We start from the raw sequence: 18,988 nt of genomic DNA on the forward strand, positions 1-18,988 counted from the left end.
TGGGTCGTGGACAGAGCCGCGACCTGGGTGGCGTCCAGGGCCGAGAGGTTGGTCGCCGAGAGCGCCCCGATCTGGTTGGCGCTCAGGGCCCCGATCTGGGTCGAGGTCAGTTCACCAAAGTCGGTGGTGGAGAGCGACTTCAGTTGGCTGGTGGTCAGGCCGCCCACCTGGGTGGTGGTCAGGGAGCCGATCTGCGTGGCGTCCAGGCCCGAGAGGCTGGCGGCCGACAGGGCCCCGATCTGCGCCGCAGAAAGGGCGCCGAGCTGGGTGGCGTCCAGACTGCCCAGGCTGGTGGAGGACAGGGCCCCGACCTGTGCGGCCGAGAGCGCGCCAACCTGGGTCGAAGAGAGTTCGGCGATGTCGGTGGTGTCCAGCGCCTTGAGCTGGGTGGTGGTGAGCGCCTTGACCTGCACCGTGGAGAGCGCCGCGACCTGGGTGGCGTCGAGCGCCGCGAGGTTGGTCGCTGAAAGGGCCGCGATCTGGGTGGTGGCGAGCGCGCCAATTTGCGTGTCGGCGAGTTCAGCGATGTCGGTGGTGGAGAGCGCCTTCAACTGCGTGGCGGTCAGCGCCTTCACCTGGGTGGTGGAGAGCGCGGCCACCTGGGTGGCGTCCAGGGCCGAGAAGCTGGTGGCCGACAAGGCGGCGATCTGGGTGCCGCCGAGCGCGCCGATCTGCGTGGTGGTCAGCTCGCTCACGTCGGTGGCGCTGAGGGCCTTGAGCTGGGTGGTGGACAGGCCCTTGATCTGGGTCGTGGTCAGGGCGGCGGTCTGGGTGGCGTCCAGCGACGAGATGTTGCTGGCCGAAAGGGCGCCGACCTGGGCGGCCGACAGGGCCTCGATCTGGGTCGAGGTCAGCTCGCCGAAGTCGGTCGTCGAGAGGGTCTTGAGCTGGGTGGTCGTCAGGCCGCTGACCTGGGTCGTGGTCAGGGACCCCGTCTGAGTGGCGTCGAGGCCGGAGAGGCTGGTGGCCGACAGCGCGCCGATCTGGGCCGCCGACAGAGCGCCAAGCTGGGTGGAATCCAACGCCCCGACATTGGTCGCCGAGAGCGCGGCGATCTGGGTGGTGGCCAGGGCGGCGATCTGGGTGTCGGCGAAGTTGCCGATGCCGGTCGCGTCCAACCCCTTAAGCTGATTGACCGACAGTGCCTTGACCTGGGTCGTGGAGAGCGCCGCCGTCTGAGTGGCGTCCAGGGCCGAGATGTTGGTGGCCGTCAGGGATGCGATCTGGGCGTTGGACAGGGCGCCGACCTGGGTCGCGCTGAACTCGCCGATGTCGGTGACCGACAGCCCGCTGAGCTGGGTGGCCGCCAGACCCTTGACCTGGGTCGTGGTAAGGGCCGCCACCTGGGTCGCGTCGAGAGCTGAAAGGTTGGTCGAGGACAGAGCGCCGACCTGGGCGGCCGACAGGGCCCCGATCTGGGTCGAGGTCAGCTCGCCGAAGTCTGTGGTGCTGAGGGACTTCAGCTGGCCGGTGGTCAGGCCACCGACCTGCGTGGTGGTCAGGGACGCGATCTGGGTGCCGTCCAAGCCCGAAAGGCTGGTGTTGGACAGCGCGCCGATCTGAGCGGCCGTGAGGGCGCCGAGTTGCGTGGAGTCCAGGCTGGCCAGGCTGGTGGAGGAGAGCGCGCCGATCTGGGCGGCCGACATCGCGCCCACCTGGGTCGAGGACAACTCGGCCACATCGGTGGTGTCGAGCGCTTTGATCTGGGTGGCGGAAAGCGCCTTGATTTGGGTCGTGGTGATCGCCGCCACCTGGGTGGCGTCGAGCGCTGAGATGTTGGTGGCCGTCAGAGCCCCTAGCTGGCTCGGCGCCAGGGCGCCGATCTGGGTGTCCTGCAACTCGCCGATGTCGGTGGTGCTGAGGCCGGCAAGCTGACCCGCGGTGAGCCCCTTCACCTGCGTGATGGAGAGCGACGCGACCTGGGTGGCGTCCAGGGCGGAGACCGCGGTGGCGGTCAGCGCGCCGATCTGGCTGACGGAAAGGGCGCCGACCTGCGTGGTGGTCAGTTCGCTGATGTCGGTGGCGCTAAGGGCCTTGAGCTGGGTGGTGGCGAGCCCCTTGATCTGGGTGGTCGTCAGGGCCGCGGTCTGGGTGGCGTCCAGGCTGGAGATGGCCGTCGCCGACAGCGCACCGACCTGGGCGGCCGAGAGGGCCTCGATCTGTGTCGAGGTCAGCTCGCCAAAGTCGGTGGTGGAGAGTGTCTTGAGCTGGGTGGTCGTCAGGCCGCCGACCTGAGTGGTGGTCAGCGAACCTGTTTGGGTCGCGTCCAGGGCCGAGAGACTCGCCGCCGACAGCGAGCCGACCTGGGCCGCCGACAGGGCGCCGACTTGGGTCGCATCCAGGGCGCTGACCTGGGTGGTCGCCAGAACGCCGACCTGAGCCGTGGTCAAGGCGCCGATCTGGGTGCTGGAGAGCTCCCCGATGTCGGTGGTGCTGAGGCCCTTCAGCTGGTTGCTGGTGAGCCCCTTCACCTGGGTGGTGGAAAGCGCGCTGATCTGGGTGGAGTCCAGCGCCGACAGGTTGGTTGACGACAGCGCGGCGACCTGACCGGCCGACAGGGCGCCGACCTGGGTGGCGTCGAGCTCGCCCATGTCCGTGGTGGAAAGGCCCGCCAGCTGGGTGGCGGTGACACCCTTCATCTGGGTGGTGGAAAGTGCGCCGACCTGAGTGCCGTCGAGGGCGGAGAGGTTGGTGGCCGACAGCGCTCCCAGCTGGGTCGCGCTGAGCACGGAGATGTGGGACGTGTCGAGGGCGCCGAGCTGAGCGGTGGTGAGCGCCTTGACCTGAGGCGCGCTAAGGACCTGGAGCTGCTCGGTGTCGAAGACGATGCCGGTGTCGAAATGTGGGATCTGCGTCGCAGAGAGCCCCTTCACCTGGGTCGCTGACAGCGCCCCGACCTGCGTGGTGTCTAGGGCCGCAATTCCCGTTGTATTGATCGCGCCGACCTGGGTCGCGCTGAGCGACTTGATCTCCGTCTGGGAGAGGCTCTGGATGACGGTGACTGAGAGGGCGCCGATCTGAGCCGCCGAGAGGCTGGAAATCGCCATGTGAGCTTCCTAGTCGAGAATTTTGAGCGCGGGTTCAGATCGGTCGAAACGCAATAACTATGGAGAGCGTGATACTACCTGGACGCGCTTCCCCGACCCCACCCACAACAGAAACACTTACCAAGGTGTTACGATGATTCTTGGCCTGCGAGGCCGTTATCCCTTGGGCCTGGAAGTGTTGGGACAGATTAGAGCGAGAGGCTCAGGCCCTCCCCCGTCGGCTGCTCTTCATCGCAGGTGGAAACGACTCACCCGGGACGCGCAGGGGCAGCGGGCCAAGGCCCGATCCCGGAGCGCGCCCTGGAGGCGGCGCCACTTTCTCGCCACGGCCTCGACACAATCGACATCCGTTGCGGGGCTTGGGTTTGCGCGATTCAAGTGGAACGGGCCGCCTTGGCGCATGGCGGCGATAGCGGCTCGAGGCAATGGCCGGAAGGCCCTCGGCGACGCGGTCTTGAAGCCACGGAGCTCCGTGGCGGTTTCGGATATCGAAGGCCTCGGCGTCCCTCCGGCCGGGGGGCCCGCGACCTTAGCGCGCAGGCCGCCGATTTCGTGCGCCGCCTTACCATGAAAGTGCTCGGCGGGGCGCTGGGAAGGCTTCGTAGGCGGCGCCGTCAGAATCGATTCTGCTGATTCGGAGCGGTGACTCAGGCCGCCTCGGCGGCCCCACCACTCAGGCCCTGCATGATCATGCGATTGATCTCGATCAGGTCCTGAATGTCGTCCTGCCCGCGGATGACCAGGCTGGTGTGTTTTCCCACCCAGATGGCCAGCGAGATGATCGAGGCGCGGAGGGTGTCCGGCAGTGCGTTTTCGGGTGCGCCACAGTCGGTGGCGAACGCCGACCACATGCGACGATTCCAATCGAGCGCGTCGGCACGGCCGCTCAGATCCGAAGGATCGAGCTTGGCCGCTTCCATAAGGGCGCGCGTGACCTGGCCGAAGAGACGATACTCCGTCTCCCGGGAAGTCTCGGCCCTAGCTGCGGTCTGCTGGTACGCTCGAAGCGACATTCGTCCCCAACCTCTGATCTTCGTACTCGATGAGCTTCCGGCAGAGCATCAGCGCCTTGTAGTATTCTTTTTCCATGCAGTGCTTTGAGATCGCCACGCACTCCGAAAGCACGGCGGGGTTCCGGATCACACCCATGAATTCGGTCAGACGGTGAACGAATTCATCGTAGTAGCGGGCGGCGCCGGTCTCATCGAGGTACATCATCATCACCGGGAAGTATATTCGGCGCGCCGGGGTGGTGACCTCTTCTTGTTGCATGATGTCCTTCTCGCGAAGGACCGAGGCTTTGTTCTGGAGGATCAAGACTCCACGACGGTCGCCGTTCTGCACGACGGCGCCGTTCAGCACGAATTTCTCGCCGGGTTTCAGCGACAATTTCAGCGGCACGGCGCTTTTCCCCCGAACAACCTGCGCCGAGATGGCGCGAATTCCTGAACTAGCCTGCCTCGGAGACGAACTCTTCGTTCCGCGACCTAGGACGCATAACCTCAGGTTAGTTAACGACGCCTTGCGACGGGGATCAGGCGCATGCGGCGGAAAGTCCCGCGCCGCTTGGGCTTAGCTCCCAGTTAACCATGAACGCCTGTATTGGCGGCATACTCGCCTGCGACTCATAAGGACTCCGGCTCATGCCGCGCTCGGCCAAACATACCGCCACATCGCCCCTGGCGCTGGAGACGCGAGCCGCGCCGACGCCGGTCCGACTGGCGGCCGAGGCCATGGGGTCGGGCGGCGATCGTAACGCGCTGAACAAGCTGAACGCCGCCATCGGCGAGCTGAAGACGCTGGCGATCCAGCCATTGCTGCAAAGCGCGGTGAACGCCCTTCGCAAACAGGATCACCAGCGCGGAGGCGATTGGGCGCTGAAAGCCCTGGAGCAGGACGAACGCAGCGGGTTTGCCTGGTACATGCTGGCCATCGCCCGCGAGATGGCCGGCGACTTCAAGGGCTCCATCTCCTGCTACGAGGCGGCGATCGCCCTCCTCCCCGACCATGCGGAACTGGCCAACAACCTGGGCCGGCTCGCTCACCGTCTCGGGCAGTTCCCCGTGGCAGAGCAATTGTTCCGCCATTTCCTGGCCCGTTTCCCCGACAATGCAGAGGGCGCGAACAACCTGGCCTGCGCGCTGCGCAGCCAGGGCCGGTTCGACGAGGCCATAGAAATCCTCAAGGCGACGCTCACCAAGGATCCCGCCCATCCTGTGGTCTGGAACACCCTGGGCACCGTGATGTCCGAACAGGGCGATCCCGTGAACGCCCTGGTCTTCTTCGAAGAGGCTCTGCGACAGGATGAGCGCTTCGCCAAGGCGCGCTACAATCGCGGCAATATGCGGATGGCCGTGGGAGACATCGAAGGCTCTCTGGTCGACTGCGAGACCGCCCTGGCGCAGACGACCCTCGAGTCCGAGCGCCAGATGATGCGACTGTCGCGGTCCACCATTCTGATCAACCTGGGCCGCATCGGCGAGGGCTGGGACGACTACGAGGCGCGTCTGCACCCGCAGTTCGCCGACTCCACCCAGTTTGTCACCGACCGCCCACGCTGGGAGCCAGGCTGCGACCTGTCGGGAAAGTCCCTGCTGGTCATTGGAGAGCAGGGCCTGGGGGACGAAATCCTGTTCGCGAACACCTTGCCCGACGTCGTTCAGACCTTGGGGGCAGACGGCCGGCTGACGATCGCCGTGGAGCCGCGGCTGATCCCGCTCTTCCAACGCACCTTCCCCAACGCCGAGATCGGCCCTCACGCCACCTTCACCCATGAGGGCCGTTCGATGCGGACCGTTCCCTTCATGGCCGGACGCCTGGAGAGCGTGGATTTCGCGGTTCCCATGGGCTCCCTGCTGCGGGAGTTCCGCCGCTCGGTAGGCGATTTCCCTCAGCGCGAACGGTTCCTGACCGCCGATCCTGCCCGCGTCGCCCACTGGCGCGAGGTGCTGAAGAGTGCGCCGGCCGGCAAGAAGGTCGGCCTGTTGTGGAAGAGCGCGGTCGCCACCGCCGGCCGCCACCGCTTCTTCTCACCCTTCGAGCAGTGGGCCCCGATCCTGGCCACCCCAGGGGTTTCCTTCGTCAACCTGCAGTATGGTGATTGCGCCGAGGAGATCGAGCAGGCGCGCCGTGAGCTGGGCGTCGAGATCTGGACGCCGCCAGGCATCGATTTGAAGAAGGACCTGGATGACCTGGCCGCCTTGACCTGCGCCCTGGACCTGACGGTAGGCTTCGCCAACGCTACCTCCAACATCGCGGCGGCCTGCGGCGCGCCCTGCTGGCTGATATCTACACCAGGCGCCTGGCCCCGGGTCGGAACCGACCACTATCCCTGGTATCCGCAGATGCGGGTCTTCCTGCCGCCGGGCTTCCGCCAGTGGGCGCCGGTGATGGCCGAGGTTGCTGAGGCTCTGTCTGAGTTCGCGGCCTAGGGAAACCACGGCCGGTCCGATCAGGCGGAGGCTCCGTTCCTCGTTCACGCCGGACAGAGCGTGGCCGACCTCGACAAGCGGGTCGACGAGGGCCCGGAGCGCTTCCCAGCCTCCGACCCGCTTTCGATGACGTCGCGTGAGGACCAGTCAACGCGCCACTTAGGGCTCTCCGCGACGTTCATGCCGCTTGAATGTCGCGGCTGTCCCTTTAGGTTGGCCCCAGGTTGAAACATTTGTTCGAGCGCGAGCGTCATTCTACGCCCGCCCCTGGGGAGCCCAATTATGAGCGAACGTCAGCGTTTTGAAGGCACCGACGATTACGTCGCCACTGAAGACCTCAAGGTGGCCGTCAACGCCGCTATTGCGCTTGAGCGTCCGCTGCTGATCAAGGGCGAGCCCGGGACCGGCAAGACCGTCCTGGCCTTCGAGATCGCCAAGGCGCTCGGCGCCGAGATGATCACTTGGCACATCAAGTCCACCACCAAGGCGCACCAGGGCCTGTACGAATACGATGCCGTCACCCGCCTGCGGGACAGCCAGCTCGGCGACGAGCGCGTGAAGGACGTGAAGAACTACATCAAGAAGGGCAAGCTCTGGGAGGCCTTCACCGCCGACAAGCGCCCGATCCTGTTGATCGACGAGATCGACAAGGCCGACATCGAGTTTCCGAACGACCTGCTGCAGGAACTCGATCGGATGGAGTTCTACTGCTACGAGACCAATGAGACGATCAAGGCCGAGATCCGCCCGATCGTGATCATCACCTCCAACAACGAGAAGGAACTGCCGGACGCCTTCCTGCGCCGCTGCTTCTTCCACTACATCCGCTTCCCGGAAGCCGAGACGATGAACCAGATCGTCGAGACCCACTATCCGGGCATCAAGCAGAAGCTGGTCGCAGAGGCGCTGCGCATCTTCTACGACATGCGCAAGGTGCCGGGCCTGAAGAAGAAGCCCTCGACCTCGGAACTGCTGGACTGGCTGAAGCTGCTGATGGTCGAGGACATCGACGCCGCGGCCCTGGCGGAGAAGGATCCCACCAAGCTGATCCCGCCGCTGCACGGCGCCCTGCTGAAGAACGAACAGGACGTGCATCTGTTCGAGCGCCTGGCGTTCCTCGCCCGCCGCGAAGGCGCGGGCTCGCGTCCGGGCCAGTAACGCTTACGACGAATTCACTCGACCAAATCAAGGGCTCCGGTCACCGTTCCACGCGAACGGGATCGGAGCCCTTTTTCTTATGAAGACCCTGCTGTTGCTGGCCGCCTCGGCCCTGGCGCTCACCGCCTGCCAAAGGCCCGCCACCCTCGCCACCAAGCTCGACTGCCCGCAACACCAAGGCGGTCTCACGCTGGTGAGCGCCGCCGCCGACGGGCAGAGCTGCATCTACAAGGAAAGCAACGGCGCGGAAGTCACCCTTACCCGCATGGCCGTGAAAGGTAGCGCGACAGCGACGCTCGCGGCGCTTGAGGCCGAACTCAAGGCCCTAGGCGGCGCGCCCACCGGGGCGTCGAGCGCAGAGAAGGCCAGCGCGGCCTCGGCCGGCGCCTCAGCGGAGGCCGCACGCGTCGAGGCGGAAGCCCGCGCTGACGCCAAGATCGACGTCGCCGAAGACTCCGAGATTGACGAGGCGAAAGACGGGCGCGCGACCATCCGGGCCACCGTCGAAGACAACACGGACGGCAGCGAGCGGACTCAGGTCGACCTGCCCGGCCTGCATATCCGGGCCGACGGCGACAAGGCCAATGTGCATGTCGGCCCCATCCATATCGACGCCGACGGCGACAATTCCACCGCCACCATCAAGATGTACCGCGACGTCCGCCTGCGCGGCGAGGCGCTGTCGCGGGTGAAGCGCGGACTACGCGCCACCTTCATCTATGCCGGAGACGACCTGTCGGGCGGCTACAAGTACCTCGGATACGAGGCGGCCGGCCCCAAGGTGGGGCCGATCACCGTCGCGGTCGTGAAATCGGTCACCGAAAGCCGTCACACCGACATGTACGACGACGTCAAGAAGTTGGTCCGCCGGAACGGCGGGACCTGACCGCCACGGGTCAGGCCGGCTGGACTTCCACGACCTTGTAGGTCAGGGGCCGGCCGTCCTCGTCGGCGACGGTGACGTACTCGCCGACCGTGAAGCGGTGCTCACCCAGGCGGTGGACCGGCTCGTCGTCAGCGGTGTCATCAGCGTCATAGTCGAAGAACCAGCGCGCGCCGCGCCTGGCCAGGCGGCCATCGGTGGCGTCCTCGTCCGGCGCAAACCGGCGCACCACGCACTCGGCCTTGGCCTTGGCGTAGGCCGCCTCATCGATGTGACCGTCCGAGGTCAGCGGCGCGGTCAGGGAATAGCCGCGGTGGTCGTCGCCGCCGGCGAACTCGGTTCCCGGGTTGCGGGCAAGCCGCATGACGATGCGCGAGAGGCTCATGACGCTACGCTTTCAGTTAGTGGGACAGGAAAAGGGATGGCTGGTCGGCGGCCAGAAGCGAACGGGTTGTGCCGCCGAAGATGAACTCCTGCAGGCGCGGGTGCCCGAACGCGCCGGCGACGAGGACGTCGGCGTCGGCCTTCTTCGTGGCGTAGAGCAGCAGCGGCGCGGCGTCGCCAGAGTCCGGCAGGATATCGATGTCCGCGACGACGTTTCGGGCCGCGAAATAGGCCTGCAGGCGGGCCGGGTCGAAGCTGCGCGAACTGGCCTTGGGGGCGGCCAGGATCACGACGCGAGAGGCCTTCTCGAGCAGGGGCATGGCCAGGCGCGCGGCGCGCGATGCTTCCTTGCCGCCATCCCAGGCCACGGCGATCACGCCGCCGGTCTTGAAGCCGTCTCGGGCGATCAGCACGGGCCGCTGCTCATCGGCGACCATCTGCTGGAAGGCCTCGGCCAGGGGGCCGCGTCCGCGAGGCGGATCGTTGGTGAAGACCACCACGTCTGACAGCCGGCTCTCAGCCGAAAGCCCCGCCCAGACGGGGGTCTGCAGGGAGATGAACTCGGCCTTGGCGTAGGCGCAGGCGTCAACGGCCGCGCGTGCCTTGATCTCTCCGGCGGCCGCAGCTTCCTTCAGGGACTCCAGCGCCGTCGATTGCACGCCACCGAGGAAACCCTCGCCCATCCAGGGCATGACATCAGCGACATCGGCGGGAGTGTAGACGCAGGCAAGTTCAGCGCCGAACGGTTCGGCCAGCAGGGCCGCGGCCTTCACAGCGGCCTTATCGCCTTCGCCACCCGACAGCGGCGTCATGATTCTAGCCCAACTCATGTGTTTCCCCTTGGCCTTGGTGCACAGTGGTGACGACGATGGACCCGTACATTGATCTTTCTCAAGTCCTGGTTCAGGTCACGAGCTTGAGTGTGAGAGGAACGCATCGGTGAGGAAAGGGCTGCATAGAACCGCCAAGGCGCCTCGCGCGTGGCAACGCATGTTGTCGGGTCGGCGTTTGGACCTGCTGGACCCCTCGCCGATGGACATCGAGATCGAGGACATCGCCCACGGGTTGGCCCGTGTCGCCCGCTGGAACGGGCAGACGATCGGCGAGCACGCCTTCTCGGTGGCGCAGCACTCGGTCGTCGTGGAAGAGATCTGCGCCCATATCCAACCTGACCTGGAGCCGCGCTGGCGGCTGGCCGCCCTGCTGCATGACGCGTCGGAATACGTCATCGGTGACATGATCAGCCCGTTCAAGGCCGCGCTCGGTTACGACTACAAGTTGTTCGAGGAGCGGCTGGAGCACGCGATCCATACGCGGTTTGGTCTGCCCGCGAAGGCGCCGTTGGCGGTGAAGAAGCTGATCAAGCGGGCGGACCGGGCCTGCGCCTTCTTCGAGGCGACACAGCTGGCCGGGTTCGGGTTCGAGGAATCCATCGAGTTCTTCGACGCCCCGCCGGAGGGGTACGATCTGCACATCGAACCGTTGTCGGCCGCGCAGGCGCAGGTACGTTACGTCCAGCGTTACCATGTACTCTCGGAGGCGGCGGGATTCGCTCTCACGCCGGCGGCGTTCGACACGGAGTGAGCGTGACCTTCATCATCTGCGGTCTGGCCGAGGTTCCCGCCGTGATCGCGGCGCGGGCGCCCTCCCACATGATCACCCTGTTGGACCCGGCCAGCATGATCGCCACCCCCGCCGGGATCGAGGCCGCCAATCACCTGCGCCTGGGGGTCAACGACATCGCCGAGCCCATGGACGGTATGACCCCGCCCGATGAGCAGCTGGTCCACGACCTGCTGGCCTTCGGGACCGGCTGGCAGGGCGAGGCGCCGATGCTGATCCACTGCTGGGCCGGGATCAGCCGCTCCACCGCCAGCGCCTTCGTCCTGGCCTGCGCGCGCAATCCCCAGGCCGACGAGCGGCAGATGGCCCTGCTCATGCGCCGCGCCGCCCCCCATGCCTATCCAAACCGGCGTATCGTCGCCCTGGCCGACGCTATCCTGGGCCGGCGAGGCCGGATGGCCGACGCCGTGGCGGCGATGGGCGGGAATGACTTCGTAGCTCATGGCACGCCCTTCGATTTCCCGGCCCGCCACTAGGATGGACCGCGCCGTCGTCATCGGGCTTTCGGCCGTGGTCGTGGCCATCCGCGACGGCCAGGCCGTGGTGCTGACGGTACGGCCCCGGGGACCTCAGGCCGGCCTGCCGTTCGGTCCCTTCGACCCGGACGGGCATCGGACCTTCGAACTGGCCCTGCGCGCCTTCGTGACCGCCCAGACCCGGTTCGACCTCGGCTATGTCGAGCAGCTCTACACCTTCGGCGACAAGGGCCGCGACGCGCCGCTGGCCGACATGGGCGCGGGGACCGGGGTCGGCCGGGTGATCTCGGTTGGCTATCTGGCCCTGACGCCCCAGGCCGTGGACACCCATGCGCCCGACACCGCCTGGGCCGACTGGAGCCGGTTCTTCCCCTATGAGGACTGGCGCGAGGGCCGTCCGGCGGCTCTTACGGCTCTGGAGCCCGCTCTGCGGCACTGGGCGAACGCCGCGTCGGGCGTGGAGTCGGCGCGTCGCCGCGCGGCCGCGCGCCTGCTGTTCGCCCTGGACGACGCCCCCTGGAACGAGGAGCGGGTGCTGGAGCGCTACGAGCTGCTCTATGAGGCCGGGCTCGCGCCCGAGGCCGCCCGCGACCGGGGCGAAGGCGCCCCCTCCCCGGCCCTGGCGGCGGCCATCGGCGAGCCGATGTTCTCCGACCACCGGCGCATCCTGGCCACCGCCCTGTCGCGCCTGAGGGGGAAGATAAAGTACCGGCCGGTGGTGTTCGAACTGATGCCGGAGGCCTTCACCCTGTCGTTCCTGCAAAGGGCGGTGGAGGCGATCGCCGGGGTGCCGCTGCACAAGCAGAACTTCCGCCGGGCGCTGGAGCGCGCCGACATGGTGGAAGGCCTGGGCCGAATGGACACCGACACCGGTGGCAGGCCCGCCGAGTTGTTCCGGTTCCGCCGTGAGATCCTGGGCGCCCGGCCGGTGTCCGGGCTCAGCCTGCCGCTGCTGCGGGACTAGGGGCGCGGGTCGAAGATCGAGCCGAAGGTCGGGGACGTCGGGTCGAAGCTCCGGGTTTCATCCTGGGCAAGGACGGCATGATCCTCGGCATACTGCGTCAGCAAGGCCATCAGGCGGACCATCGGGTCATCGTCGATTAGCAAGATGCGGTCTCTGTCATGATTTTCCATGCACAAACAACCGATGATCACACAGAAAGCTCCCGGTCCGGCGTCTATATTAGTTTTTCCCTCCGATTTACTCACCGAAGGGTCGCAGATCGTCAGTTGTTAACGCGCAGTTACTTGGTGAATGACTTAAGGTCACCTTGCGCCTAGACTCGTGAAAGAGGGACGGCGAATGCGCTCAATTGTAAAGCCTTCCAGGCCGCCCCCAAATTGGGACAGGGGCGAATTGCCCGATGCCGCCCGGCCTCGCTAGTGACGGCTCACAAGCAGAGGCGCAGATGTTCATCAACCTCCTCCCAGGCCGTCGCGCAACATGACCCCCTTTGTCGTGCGTCATGCCCCAGGACTGACCCTGGTGGCCGGGACCTTGATCTGCGGCGGCTTCTGGTTGGGCGTCCTGCTCGGCACGCTTGCATTCGCGTCGCATTAGCGTGAGCCTGGGCTTGATCCCGCATGTGCACCGAGGATCAAGCTCCCGGCGGCGGTTGGTATGAACGACTCAATCGAGATCGCGGCCGCGCGCTACGTGGTCACAGCTCAGCGGCTGGTCACCAGCCACATGGCGCTGTTCGGCGGCGACGTGATCGACGGCTACATCTTCCAGGCGGTGGTGGCGGCCAATATCGCCCATGTGGACTCAAGTCCCGACATGCCCAGCCCCTGGGCCGACCTAAAGACGCCGCAGATTCCCCTCGAAGGGCGCAGGCCCATCGCCATCAGCGCCCTGGCGGCCTCTCTGGACATGCCCCGGCAGACGGTCTGGCGGCGGCTGCAGCGGCTGATCAAGGCCAAGCTGATCCTGCAGACAGGAGCCGGGGTCCTGGCGCCGCCCGGCGATCCGCGCGGCAACGCCTATGACGCGGCCCTGACCGTCAACACCAGCCTGCTGATCGCCTTTCTCGCGGAAGCCCGGCTGGAGGACGAGGCACGTGACCACGAGCGCCTGGCCGCCCTGGCGGTGTTGCGACGGCCGGACGCGCCGCATCGCACCGTGGGCCGGCTCAGCACCACCTTCATCCTCTATGTGATCACCGAGTTCTCGCGGCGGACCACCGGCGACGTGGTGGACGGCTATATCCAGGTCGGCCTGGCCCTGGCCTGCGCCAGTCCCGGCCGGGACGGACGGCCAAGGCCCCTGAACGCGGCTCCCACCCGCGACGTCGCCGAGGTCACGGGCCTAGCCGAGGAGACCATGCGGCGGAGGCTTCACGGCCTGGTGCGGGCGGGCTTCGCAGAGCGGACCCCAAGGGGCTACGCGCCCGCCTGGCGGGACGGCGTCTCCAGCCTTCCCGAGGCCCTGGCGATCGGCGTCACCCGGCTGATCCGGCAACTGGCGCGGCTGGGATAGGCATCCTTTTCCCCTTGCGGGAGAAGAATGGATCAGGCCGCGATCTCGTCCTTCGGGGCGGCTTGCTCGGCCTCCCACTGCGCCTTCAGGGTCGCGGAGGTGTCGCGAGAGCCGTCGGGGCTCCAGCCGGGCGGCCCGAAGAGATAGCCCGCGACCTCACGCGGGGAGCGGGATCCGGCCAGGTCCTTGGCGATCCCGGCCCATTCGTGAAAAGCAACGCGCAGGATATTGAAGTTGCTGAGATTCTTGACGATGCCGTATCGCGGCTTCTCTTCGTCCAGCTCGGGCTGGAAGGTGCCAAACAGCTTGTCCCAGATGATCAGGATGCCCGCATAGTTGCGGTCCAGGTAGCGCGGGTTGCGGGCGTGATGGACGCGATGGTGCGAGGGCGTATTGAACACCGCCTCGAACCACCTCGGCATCCGGCCAATAGCCTCGGTATGGATCCAGAACTGGTAGACGAGGCTGATCCCCTTCTGGATGGCCAGCATGGCGGGCGGAAAGCCGAGGAAGGCCAGGGGCAGCCACAGGGCCCAGGTGGCGGCCAGGCCCCCGGTCCAGGTCTGCCGCAGGGCGGTCGAGAGGTTGTAGTGCTGCGAGGAGTGGTGGTTGACGTGGGCCGCCCACCAGAACCGCCGCTCATGGCTGATGCGGTGGAACCAATAGTAGGTCAGGTCCTCCAGGAAGAAGATCGCAACCCAGGCCCAGATGGCCGTCATCGGGATATCGAACACCCGGTGCTGCCAGACCCAGACGGTGGCCGCGAAGGCCGCGCCGCCAGTGAGCAGACCGGCCACATTGCTGCCCAGGCCCATGGCGAGCGAGGCCATGGTGTCCTTGGTCTCGTAGTGGCTCTTCACCGCCTTGAAGCGGGTGAGCGCGATCTCGAGGATGATGGTGAGAACGAAGAACGGGACCGCAAGGGCGACAGGGTCGAAGGGCGCGTCCAGCGGATTCATCCCTGGGCTCCCGCCGGCGGCCAACTGTCGAAGGCCAGGCGTGCGCAAGGCGCTGAGACGTCGGCGAGATCAAGCTTCAGCACGCCGTCGCGGAAGCTGGCGGCCACGGCCTGGGCCCACGGAATGTGGCGGGCGGCGTAGCCATCGCCCACCTCGCACAGCACCAAGGCCGAGGCGCCGGACCGGGCGAGCGCGCCGCGACCGTCATTGGCGACCCAGAGACCGTCCAGGGCCTTGCCCGGGAACTCGTCGGCGAACAGCGCCCGAGCCCGGGCGTCGCTGAGCGGCGACATGGGTTTGGCGATCTTGGCCCAGGCGGCCAGCGCCACCAGCACGGCTACGGCCGCGAATGATCCAGCGAACTGGATCGCAAATGCCTTGTCCAAAGCGTTTTCTCCCTGCGCTGAAGGTCCGTCGTCGACGGACCAGCGTCAAGGGGCGCGGGGTGTGGCTCTACGCCGCCAGGCAGCGCCGCAGACAGGTGACGATCTGTTCGGCGTGATAGGGCTTGGCGACGAACTCACTGCCGTCCGGCAGGCCGCCCGACAGGTCCGCGCCGCCGGTGGTCACCAGGATGCGGACGTCGGGCCAACGGTCGTGGACCAACTGGGCCAGGTCGATACCGTCGAGGGAGCCTGGCATGTTCACATCGGTGAACACCGCGCAGATGTCGTCGTGGCTGTTGAGAATCTCCAGGGCCTGGGCGGCGTCATCGGCCTCGATCACGGCGAAGCCCGCCTCTTCCAGACCAACAGCGGCGGTGAGGCGGACCAGGATTTCGTCTTCAACCAAGAGCACTAAGGGGGCCATGGAGACGCAACCTGCGGGGTCGGGGGAAGTTCCTCAGCCGCTGTGATCAGGTTGCAGGCGGTTGAAAGAGGTAGGCCCAGGGATAGCCGTGAGGCGGGGCTGCGCCGGCCTCCACGCGGGCCAGGTCGCGACGCGCCTTGGCGCTGAGGAACTGGGCGTAGGTGATGAGTTCGGCGGTCGGTTCCTGGACTTCGGCGTCGGTGGTGTCGGGGACCTCGGTTTGCATGGCGTCACCTCTGTTGCGGCCTATGCCGCGATGACCCCATGAAGCGCCCTGCCCCCTGAACGGACGCGGAAGGTGGCCGTTGGGTGGCGTTCAGATTCTGGCCCTTGATGGGCAGGGGATTAGCGCACGGAAATTCGGCGCTTTGGCTGGGCGTCGCCGGGAGATGCGCCCCCTCTGGGGGAGCTGGCGCGAAGCGCCTGAGGGGGACTTTGGTCCTTGTTTTACTGAGTTAGGGTTCAACGACGTTGATCCCCCTCCGGCTCGCCGCTGCGCGGCGACCCACCTCCCCCACATCGGCGCTGCGCGCCTGGGGGAGGATCTAAATGCCGCCCAGCCTGCTCCATGTGAATGAGTACATTTGTTCTTGTTTCGTTCGCTTTTGCGCCGAAACTGCGGCATGGTCCCAGGCTTCTCAAACGAACTCGGAGACAGCCAGCTTGGCCGGTTTCAGTGAACGCCTGCCGCAGGATGAGCGTCGGGATGGTTATGATCGTGATCAGGTCGCGGGCCTCTGCGCGCGGGTCGAGGCCGGCGAGAGCCTGCGCCAGATCTGCAAGGACCCGGGCGTGCCGAGCCCCGCCACCCTGCACCAGTGGCGGATGCGCCATCCGGAGTTCGCGCAGATGTACGCCGCGGCGCGGGCGGCGGCGCGGCGCAACCAGATCCAGGAGGACCAGGAGGTCCGGCTGCGCCAGAAGCGGGCGCGCAAGCATCCCTGGGGGCGGCCCGACAGCTACACCGAGGCGCTGGGAGCCGAGATCTGCCGGCGGATCGCTGACGGCGAGAGCCTGCTGGCTATCGGCGCCTCGCGCGACATGCCGGCGCCGCAGACCATCTACAAATGGCTGCGCAAGTACGCCGACTTCCGGCAGGACTATGCCCGCGCCCGCGAGATCCAGGCCGACGTGAAGTTCGAGCTGGCCTGGGAGATCGCCCGGCACGCGGCGCCGGAGACCGAACGGGTGGCGCGGCTGCAGTTCGACGTCATCCGCTGGCAGGTGGGGCGGCTCTCGCCGAAGAAGTACGCCGAGACGGAGCCGGAAGGCGTCGAGGGCTTTGAGATGGACGTCTATGTCCAGCTCTATGGCGAGACCCGGGCAGAGGACACCCTGGAGCTGGTGGCGGGCCCCACCTTCGAGGCCCACAAGGCCAAGGCCGCGCGGGAGGCCGAGGGCGGCGGCTAGGGGGCAGGTGTCGCGTTCAAGCGAGCAGGGAGGCGTCGGCGCAGCGCAGGTCAGCTTCCGATCCTGCTGAGACATTCGGCTCGTCCGCCTACCGCCCCTTTAGGTGTCAGTCGTCGCGGTAAACGTCGATGGCCAAGCCCACTCCGCGCTGAGCGCACCACGCCGCTGTCTGAGGGCTAATTTCGAGCCCCTGATTTCCAGAAGCCAGTTCCAAAACCGCCCAAATCCGGACTGTCGCTGAGCTCTGAATGATGGCCCAAGCAGCGTCGTCCGTCGGTAGCTGCTGGATCAGCGATTTTAGGGCTTCATCCACGTCCCATTCATTCGTGTCCTCCGCCTTCAGCTCCAAACTCCAGCATCCCTTCCGCCGACGCCCCCCTTCAGGGTTCGTAGCTTTCACGAGGTCTCCCTTGGCCCAGGCTGTTGTGGGGCTAACGGACATGGCAGAGGTGATGATCTCCGGATCGACATCGTTGCCGACGCAAGTGAGGGAGACTTTTGTCCACTTGATCGGCCCGCCGAACCAATTGGTTCCTTCCGGAGCGCCAGCGGGAAGCGAGGGTAATGGGCTTTTCATCGAAGCATGGATCCCACAGCTTAAGTCCGCTCACCACCCGTTGCCGAAGTCCGGAACGTCCGCTTCCAGCAGGGGCCGCCAATGTCCGCTTTCGGGCAGGGTGCCTACTTCGCAAAGCGACCCTTAGCGGAAATTCGGACGGGCCCCTCTAGCCCTCACATGGCCCAGCCCCCAGTATTTGAGAGCGGTTTGGGAGTGGCGGCAATGACGACGAAGGCCCATTGGGAAAACGTCTATCAAACCAAGGCGGTTGACGAGGTAAGCTGGTATCGCCCCCACCTAGAGGTTTCGCTGAGGCTCATCGAACACGCGACGCCGGACACCGGGAGCGCGGTCATTGACGTCGGTGGCGGGGAAGCGACGTTGGTCGATGATCTTGTCGCGCGCGGTTACAGTGACGTGACGGTGCTCGACATCTCTCCAGCGGCGATTGAGGTGGCGAAAGGCCGACTGGGTTCTTCTGCGGCCCTGGTGCATTGGATCACCGGCGACATCACGGCAGTCGAGTTGGAAGCCGCTCGCTACGATGTTTGGCATGATCGGGCCGTATTCCACTTCCTGACGAGTGCAGGCGATAGGGCCGCATACGTGCGTCAGGTCGCCCGCGCGGTTAAGCTTGGCGGTCACGTCATTGTCGCCACCTTCGGCCCGGATGGGCCGGAGAAGTGCAGCGGATTGGATGTCGTTCGCTACGACGCAGAAAATCTGCACGGCGAGTTCGGGCCGACGTTCCGTCTGTTGGACAGCGTCACCGAGTTGCACGAGACGCCTTGGGGGACGCCGCAGCAATTTATGTATTGTTTCTGCCGGGTGGAGTGAGAAGGCGACATCCGCTCGGCACGCGCGCCCGTCCGCTTCGTACCCATCTCAGCCGTTGGTGAGGTCCGCTTGCGGACGTGATCGCCGAACGTCTGCTTCCAGCGCGTCAGCCGATAGCTGTTCGCGACCCGTTGCGGACATCGGACGGATTGCTAAGCTTGAGCGGTGGGGACCAGCAAACAAACTTTGGCGAAGCGTATTCTGTGGAGATGGCTTCGAATTGCGCTCGCGATGGAGGCAGCTCTTTGTGCGTTGATGGCCTATCTCGGGTTCGAGCGAGGCACGCCCTTTTTTAGAGACGCCAAGACGATCGAGAGCTTCGCCATCTACTCTATCCTGACCATCGTTGCGGCGGGAATCGTAGCGGCGGCCGAAGTGCTTGCCGGCGACGAGCGCTAGTCTGCTTTCCACCCAACGCATATATTGGCCACGTCTGCTCTTTGGGGGTCAAATTTGGCGTGTTACTCGACAGTGTCGGGACGGAGAGCCGGATCGCACGACGAAGAGTTCACTATCGGAAGTGGAAGGCGTCGTCGTTTGAACCTCAGAACCGCGAATCGGCGTCGGAGAGATCGCAGCCGCGTCTTCCGCTCACCGTACAACTTCCCGTATATCCGCTACATCAAGAGACTTTACGGCAAGACCCTCGATGAGGCTCACGCCAGCGTGGGGTTCACCCTTCGAGCTACCAATGTGGACACGGTGGATGTCGACGTGCCGGGTGGGGTCAACAAGAGCAGGTTGAACGTCTCGATCCGTGACGGTGTGATCGTCGATGTCTGGGATTTCGGGTGATGACGCCGTGTCCTCTATCCACCCCGAACAGCCCTTGCCAAAGTCCGCTTGAGGGAATGACGGGGTCAGCGTCTAGTTACGGCGGGTCGCCAACGGAACTGCGGTGACAGTGCACTCAACTCCGTGCCGAGTTTTCC

Annotated in this window: 20 protein-coding genes and 1 pseudogene; 11 read left to right on the forward strand and 10 right to left on the reverse strand. The window is 66.0% G+C overall.

What is annotated here, in order from left to right:
• The 3 genes and pseudogenes from AAC997_RS13580 to flbT all read right to left on the reverse strand — a co-directional run.
• Positions 1 to 3,047: pseudogene (locus AAC997_RS13580) on the reverse strand (ice nucleation protein); the annotation flags it as partial.
• A gap of 647 nt (positions 3,048 to 3,694) precedes the next feature.
• Positions 3,695 to 4,060: a flagellar biosynthesis regulator FlaF gene (gene flaF, locus AAC997_RS13585; protein ID WP_340646236.1), complete on the reverse strand. Its 366-nt coding sequence runs from the start codon at positions 4,058 to 4,060 to the stop codon at positions 3,695 to 3,697.
• Complete coding sequence (gene flbT / locus AAC997_RS13590) at positions 4,026 to 4,448, reverse strand: flagellar biosynthesis repressor FlbT (protein WP_340646237.1); 423 nt, start codon at positions 4,446 to 4,448, stop codon at positions 4,026 to 4,028. The genes flaF and flbT overlap by 35 nt, the downstream gene beginning before the upstream one ends.
• Positions 4,449 to 4,690: 242 nt before the next feature.
• Between flbT and AAC997_RS13595 the strand changes: the two genes are divergently transcribed.
• From AAC997_RS13595 to AAC997_RS13605, 3 genes are all read left to right on the forward strand, one after another.
• Complete coding sequence (locus AAC997_RS13595) at positions 4,691 to 6,478, forward strand: tetratricopeptide repeat protein (RefSeq protein ID WP_340646238.1); 1,788 nt, start codon at positions 4,691 to 4,693, stop codon at positions 6,476 to 6,478.
• A gap of 282 nt (positions 6,479 to 6,760) precedes the next feature.
• The gene (locus AAC997_RS13600) at positions 6,761 to 7,636 is read left to right on the forward strand and encodes a MoxR family ATPase (RefSeq protein WP_340646239.1); all 876 of its coding nucleotides are present in this window, start codon (positions 6,761 to 6,763) and stop codon (positions 7,634 to 7,636) included.
• 79 nt (positions 7,637 to 7,715) lie between these two features.
• Positions 7,716 to 8,522 carry a hypothetical protein gene (locus AAC997_RS13605; RefSeq protein ID WP_340646240.1) on the forward strand — a complete coding sequence of 269 codons (807 nt, stop codon included), beginning with the start codon at positions 7,716 to 7,718 and terminating at the stop codon, positions 8,520 to 8,522.
• 10 nt (positions 8,523 to 8,532) lie between these two features.
• Here AAC997_RS13605 and AAC997_RS13610 read toward each other — a convergent pair whose 3' ends face one another.
• Positions 8,533 to 8,904 carry a hypothetical protein gene (locus tag AAC997_RS13610; protein ID WP_340646241.1) on the reverse strand — a complete coding sequence of 124 codons (372 nt, stop codon included), beginning with the start codon at positions 8,902 to 8,904 and terminating at the stop codon, positions 8,533 to 8,535.
• Between the two features lie 16 nt (positions 8,905 to 8,920).
• Positions 8,921 to 9,733 (reverse strand): universal stress protein, encoded by an 813-nt coding sequence (locus AAC997_RS13615; protein ID WP_340646242.1) that lies wholly within the window; start codon positions 9,731 to 9,733, stop codon positions 8,921 to 8,923.
• Positions 9,734 to 9,842: 109 nt separating this feature from the next.
• Here AAC997_RS13615 and AAC997_RS13620 point away from each other — a divergent pair, with 109 nt between their 5' ends.
• The 3 genes from AAC997_RS13620 to AAC997_RS13630 are packed head-to-tail and all read left to right on the forward strand — an operon-like array spanning position 9,843 to position 11,966.
• Positions 9,843 to 10,487: an HD family hydrolase gene (locus tag AAC997_RS13620; RefSeq protein WP_340646243.1), complete on the forward strand. Its 645-nt coding sequence runs from the start codon at positions 9,843 to 9,845 to the stop codon at positions 10,485 to 10,487.
• Positions 10,488 to 10,489: 2 nt separating this feature from the next.
• Complete coding sequence (locus AAC997_RS13625; protein ID WP_340646244.1) at positions 10,490 to 11,002, forward strand: hypothetical protein; 513 nt, start codon at positions 10,490 to 10,492, stop codon at positions 11,000 to 11,002.
• The gene (locus AAC997_RS13630) at positions 10,968 to 11,966 is read left to right on the forward strand and encodes an NAD regulator (protein WP_340646245.1); all 999 of its coding nucleotides are present in this window, start codon (positions 10,968 to 10,970) and stop codon (positions 11,964 to 11,966) included. Before AAC997_RS13625 ends, AAC997_RS13630 begins: the two co-directional genes overlap by 35 nt.
• On the opposite strand, the gene AAC997_RS13635 is transcribed toward AAC997_RS13630, so the two are convergent.
• Positions 11,963 to 12,109, reverse strand: a complete 147-nt coding sequence (locus AAC997_RS13635; protein WP_340646246.1) for a hypothetical protein — start codon at positions 12,107 to 12,109, stop codon at positions 11,963 to 11,965. The genes AAC997_RS13630 and AAC997_RS13635 overlap by 4 nt on opposite strands.
• Before the next feature lie 514 nt (positions 12,110 to 12,623).
• Between AAC997_RS13635 and AAC997_RS13640 the strand changes: the two genes are divergently transcribed.
• Complete coding sequence (locus AAC997_RS13640; protein WP_340646247.1) at positions 12,624 to 13,481, forward strand: winged helix-turn-helix domain-containing protein; 858 nt, start codon at positions 12,624 to 12,626, stop codon at positions 13,479 to 13,481.
• Between the two features lie 32 nt (positions 13,482 to 13,513).
• Here the strand turns inward: AAC997_RS13640 and AAC997_RS13645 are convergent, their stop codons facing one another.
• From AAC997_RS13645 to AAC997_RS13660, 4 genes are all read right to left on the reverse strand, one after another.
• Complete coding sequence (locus AAC997_RS13645; protein WP_340646248.1) at positions 13,514 to 14,440, reverse strand: sterol desaturase family protein; 927 nt, start codon at positions 14,438 to 14,440, stop codon at positions 13,514 to 13,516.
• On the reverse strand, positions 14,437 to 14,826 hold the full coding sequence (locus AAC997_RS13650) for a hypothetical protein (protein ID WP_340646249.1): 390 nt from the start codon (positions 14,824 to 14,826) through the stop codon (positions 14,437 to 14,439). Before AAC997_RS13650 ends, AAC997_RS13645 begins: the two co-directional genes overlap by 4 nt.
• A gap of 67 nt (positions 14,827 to 14,893) precedes the next feature.
• A complete protein-coding gene (locus AAC997_RS13655) occupies positions 14,894 to 15,250 on the reverse strand; it encodes a response regulator (RefSeq protein WP_340646250.1) in 357 nt (118 codons plus the stop codon).
• Between the two features lie 46 nt (positions 15,251 to 15,296).
• Entirely contained in the window at positions 15,297 to 15,476 is a 180-nt protein-coding gene (locus tag AAC997_RS13660; protein WP_340646251.1) for a hypothetical protein, read from the reverse strand.
• A gap of 437 nt (positions 15,477 to 15,913) precedes the next feature.
• On the opposite strand from AAC997_RS13660, the gene AAC997_RS13665 reads away from it, so the two are divergent.
• The 4 genes from AAC997_RS13665 (at position 15,914) to AAC997_RS13680 (ending at position 18,851) form a co-directional block, all read left to right on the forward strand.
• Complete coding sequence (locus AAC997_RS13665; RefSeq protein WP_340646252.1) at positions 15,914 to 16,660, forward strand: hypothetical protein; 747 nt, start codon at positions 15,914 to 15,916, stop codon at positions 16,658 to 16,660.
• A gap of 781 nt (positions 16,661 to 17,441) precedes the next feature.
• Positions 17,442 to 18,056, forward strand: a complete 615-nt coding sequence (locus tag AAC997_RS13670) for a class I SAM-dependent methyltransferase (protein WP_340646253.1) — start codon at positions 17,442 to 17,444, stop codon at positions 18,054 to 18,056.
• A gap of 186 nt (positions 18,057 to 18,242) precedes the next feature.
• Entirely contained in the window at positions 18,243 to 18,455 is a 213-nt protein-coding gene (locus AAC997_RS13675; RefSeq protein ID WP_340646254.1) for a hypothetical protein, read from the forward strand.
• 138 nt (positions 18,456 to 18,593) lie between these two features.
• On the forward strand, positions 18,594 to 18,851 hold the full coding sequence (locus AAC997_RS13680) for a hypothetical protein (RefSeq protein WP_340646255.1): 258 nt from the start codon (positions 18,594 to 18,596) through the stop codon (positions 18,849 to 18,851).
• The last annotated feature ends 137 nt before the right edge of the window (positions 18,852 to 18,988 follow it).

Source organism: Phenylobacterium sp., assembly GCF_037968635.1.
Lineage (GTDB): Bacteria > Pseudomonadota > Alphaproteobacteria > Caulobacterales > Caulobacteraceae > Phenylobacterium.

Excerpts from the sequence above, each read along its gene's own strand:
- flaF (WP_340646236.1), bottom strand. The coding sequence starts at position 4,060 with ATGTCGCTTCGAGCGTACCAGCAGACCGCAGCTAGGGCCGAGACTTCC.
- AAC997_RS13595 (WP_340646238.1), top strand. The coding sequence starts at position 4,691 with ATGCCGCGCTCGGCCAAACATACCGCCACATCGCCCCTGGCGCTGGAG.
- AAC997_RS13600 (WP_340646239.1), top strand. The coding sequence starts at position 6,761 with ATGAGCGAACGTCAGCGTTTTGAAGGCACCGACGATTACGTCGCCACT.
- AAC997_RS13605 (WP_340646240.1), top strand. The coding sequence starts at position 7,716 with ATGAAGACCCTGCTGTTGCTGGCCGCCTCGGCCCTGGCGCTCACCGCC.
- AAC997_RS13610 (WP_340646241.1), bottom strand. The coding sequence starts at position 8,904 with ATGAGCCTCTCGCGCATCGTCATGCGGCTTGCCCGCAACCCGGGAACC.
- AAC997_RS13615 (WP_340646242.1), bottom strand. The coding sequence starts at position 9,733 with ATGAGTTGGGCTAGAATCATGACGCCGCTGTCGGGTGGCGAAGGCGAT.
- AAC997_RS13630 (WP_340646245.1), top strand. The coding sequence starts at position 10,968 with ATGGCACGCCCTTCGATTTCCCGGCCCGCCACTAGGATGGACCGCGCC.
- AAC997_RS13640 (WP_340646247.1), top strand. The coding sequence starts at position 12,624 with ATGAACGACTCAATCGAGATCGCGGCCGCGCGCTACGTGGTCACAGCT.
- AAC997_RS13645 (WP_340646248.1), bottom strand. The coding sequence starts at position 14,440 with ATGAATCCGCTGGACGCGCCCTTCGACCCTGTCGCCCTTGCGGTCCCG.
- AAC997_RS13655 (WP_340646250.1), bottom strand. The coding sequence starts at position 15,250 with ATGGCCCCCTTAGTGCTCTTGGTTGAAGACGAAATCCTGGTCCGCCTC.
- AAC997_RS13660 (WP_340646251.1), bottom strand. The coding sequence starts at position 15,476 with ATGCAAACCGAGGTCCCCGACACCACCGACGCCGAAGTCCAGGAACCG.
- AAC997_RS13670 (WP_340646253.1), top strand. The coding sequence starts at position 17,442 with ATGACGACGAAGGCCCATTGGGAAAACGTCTATCAAACCAAGGCGGTT.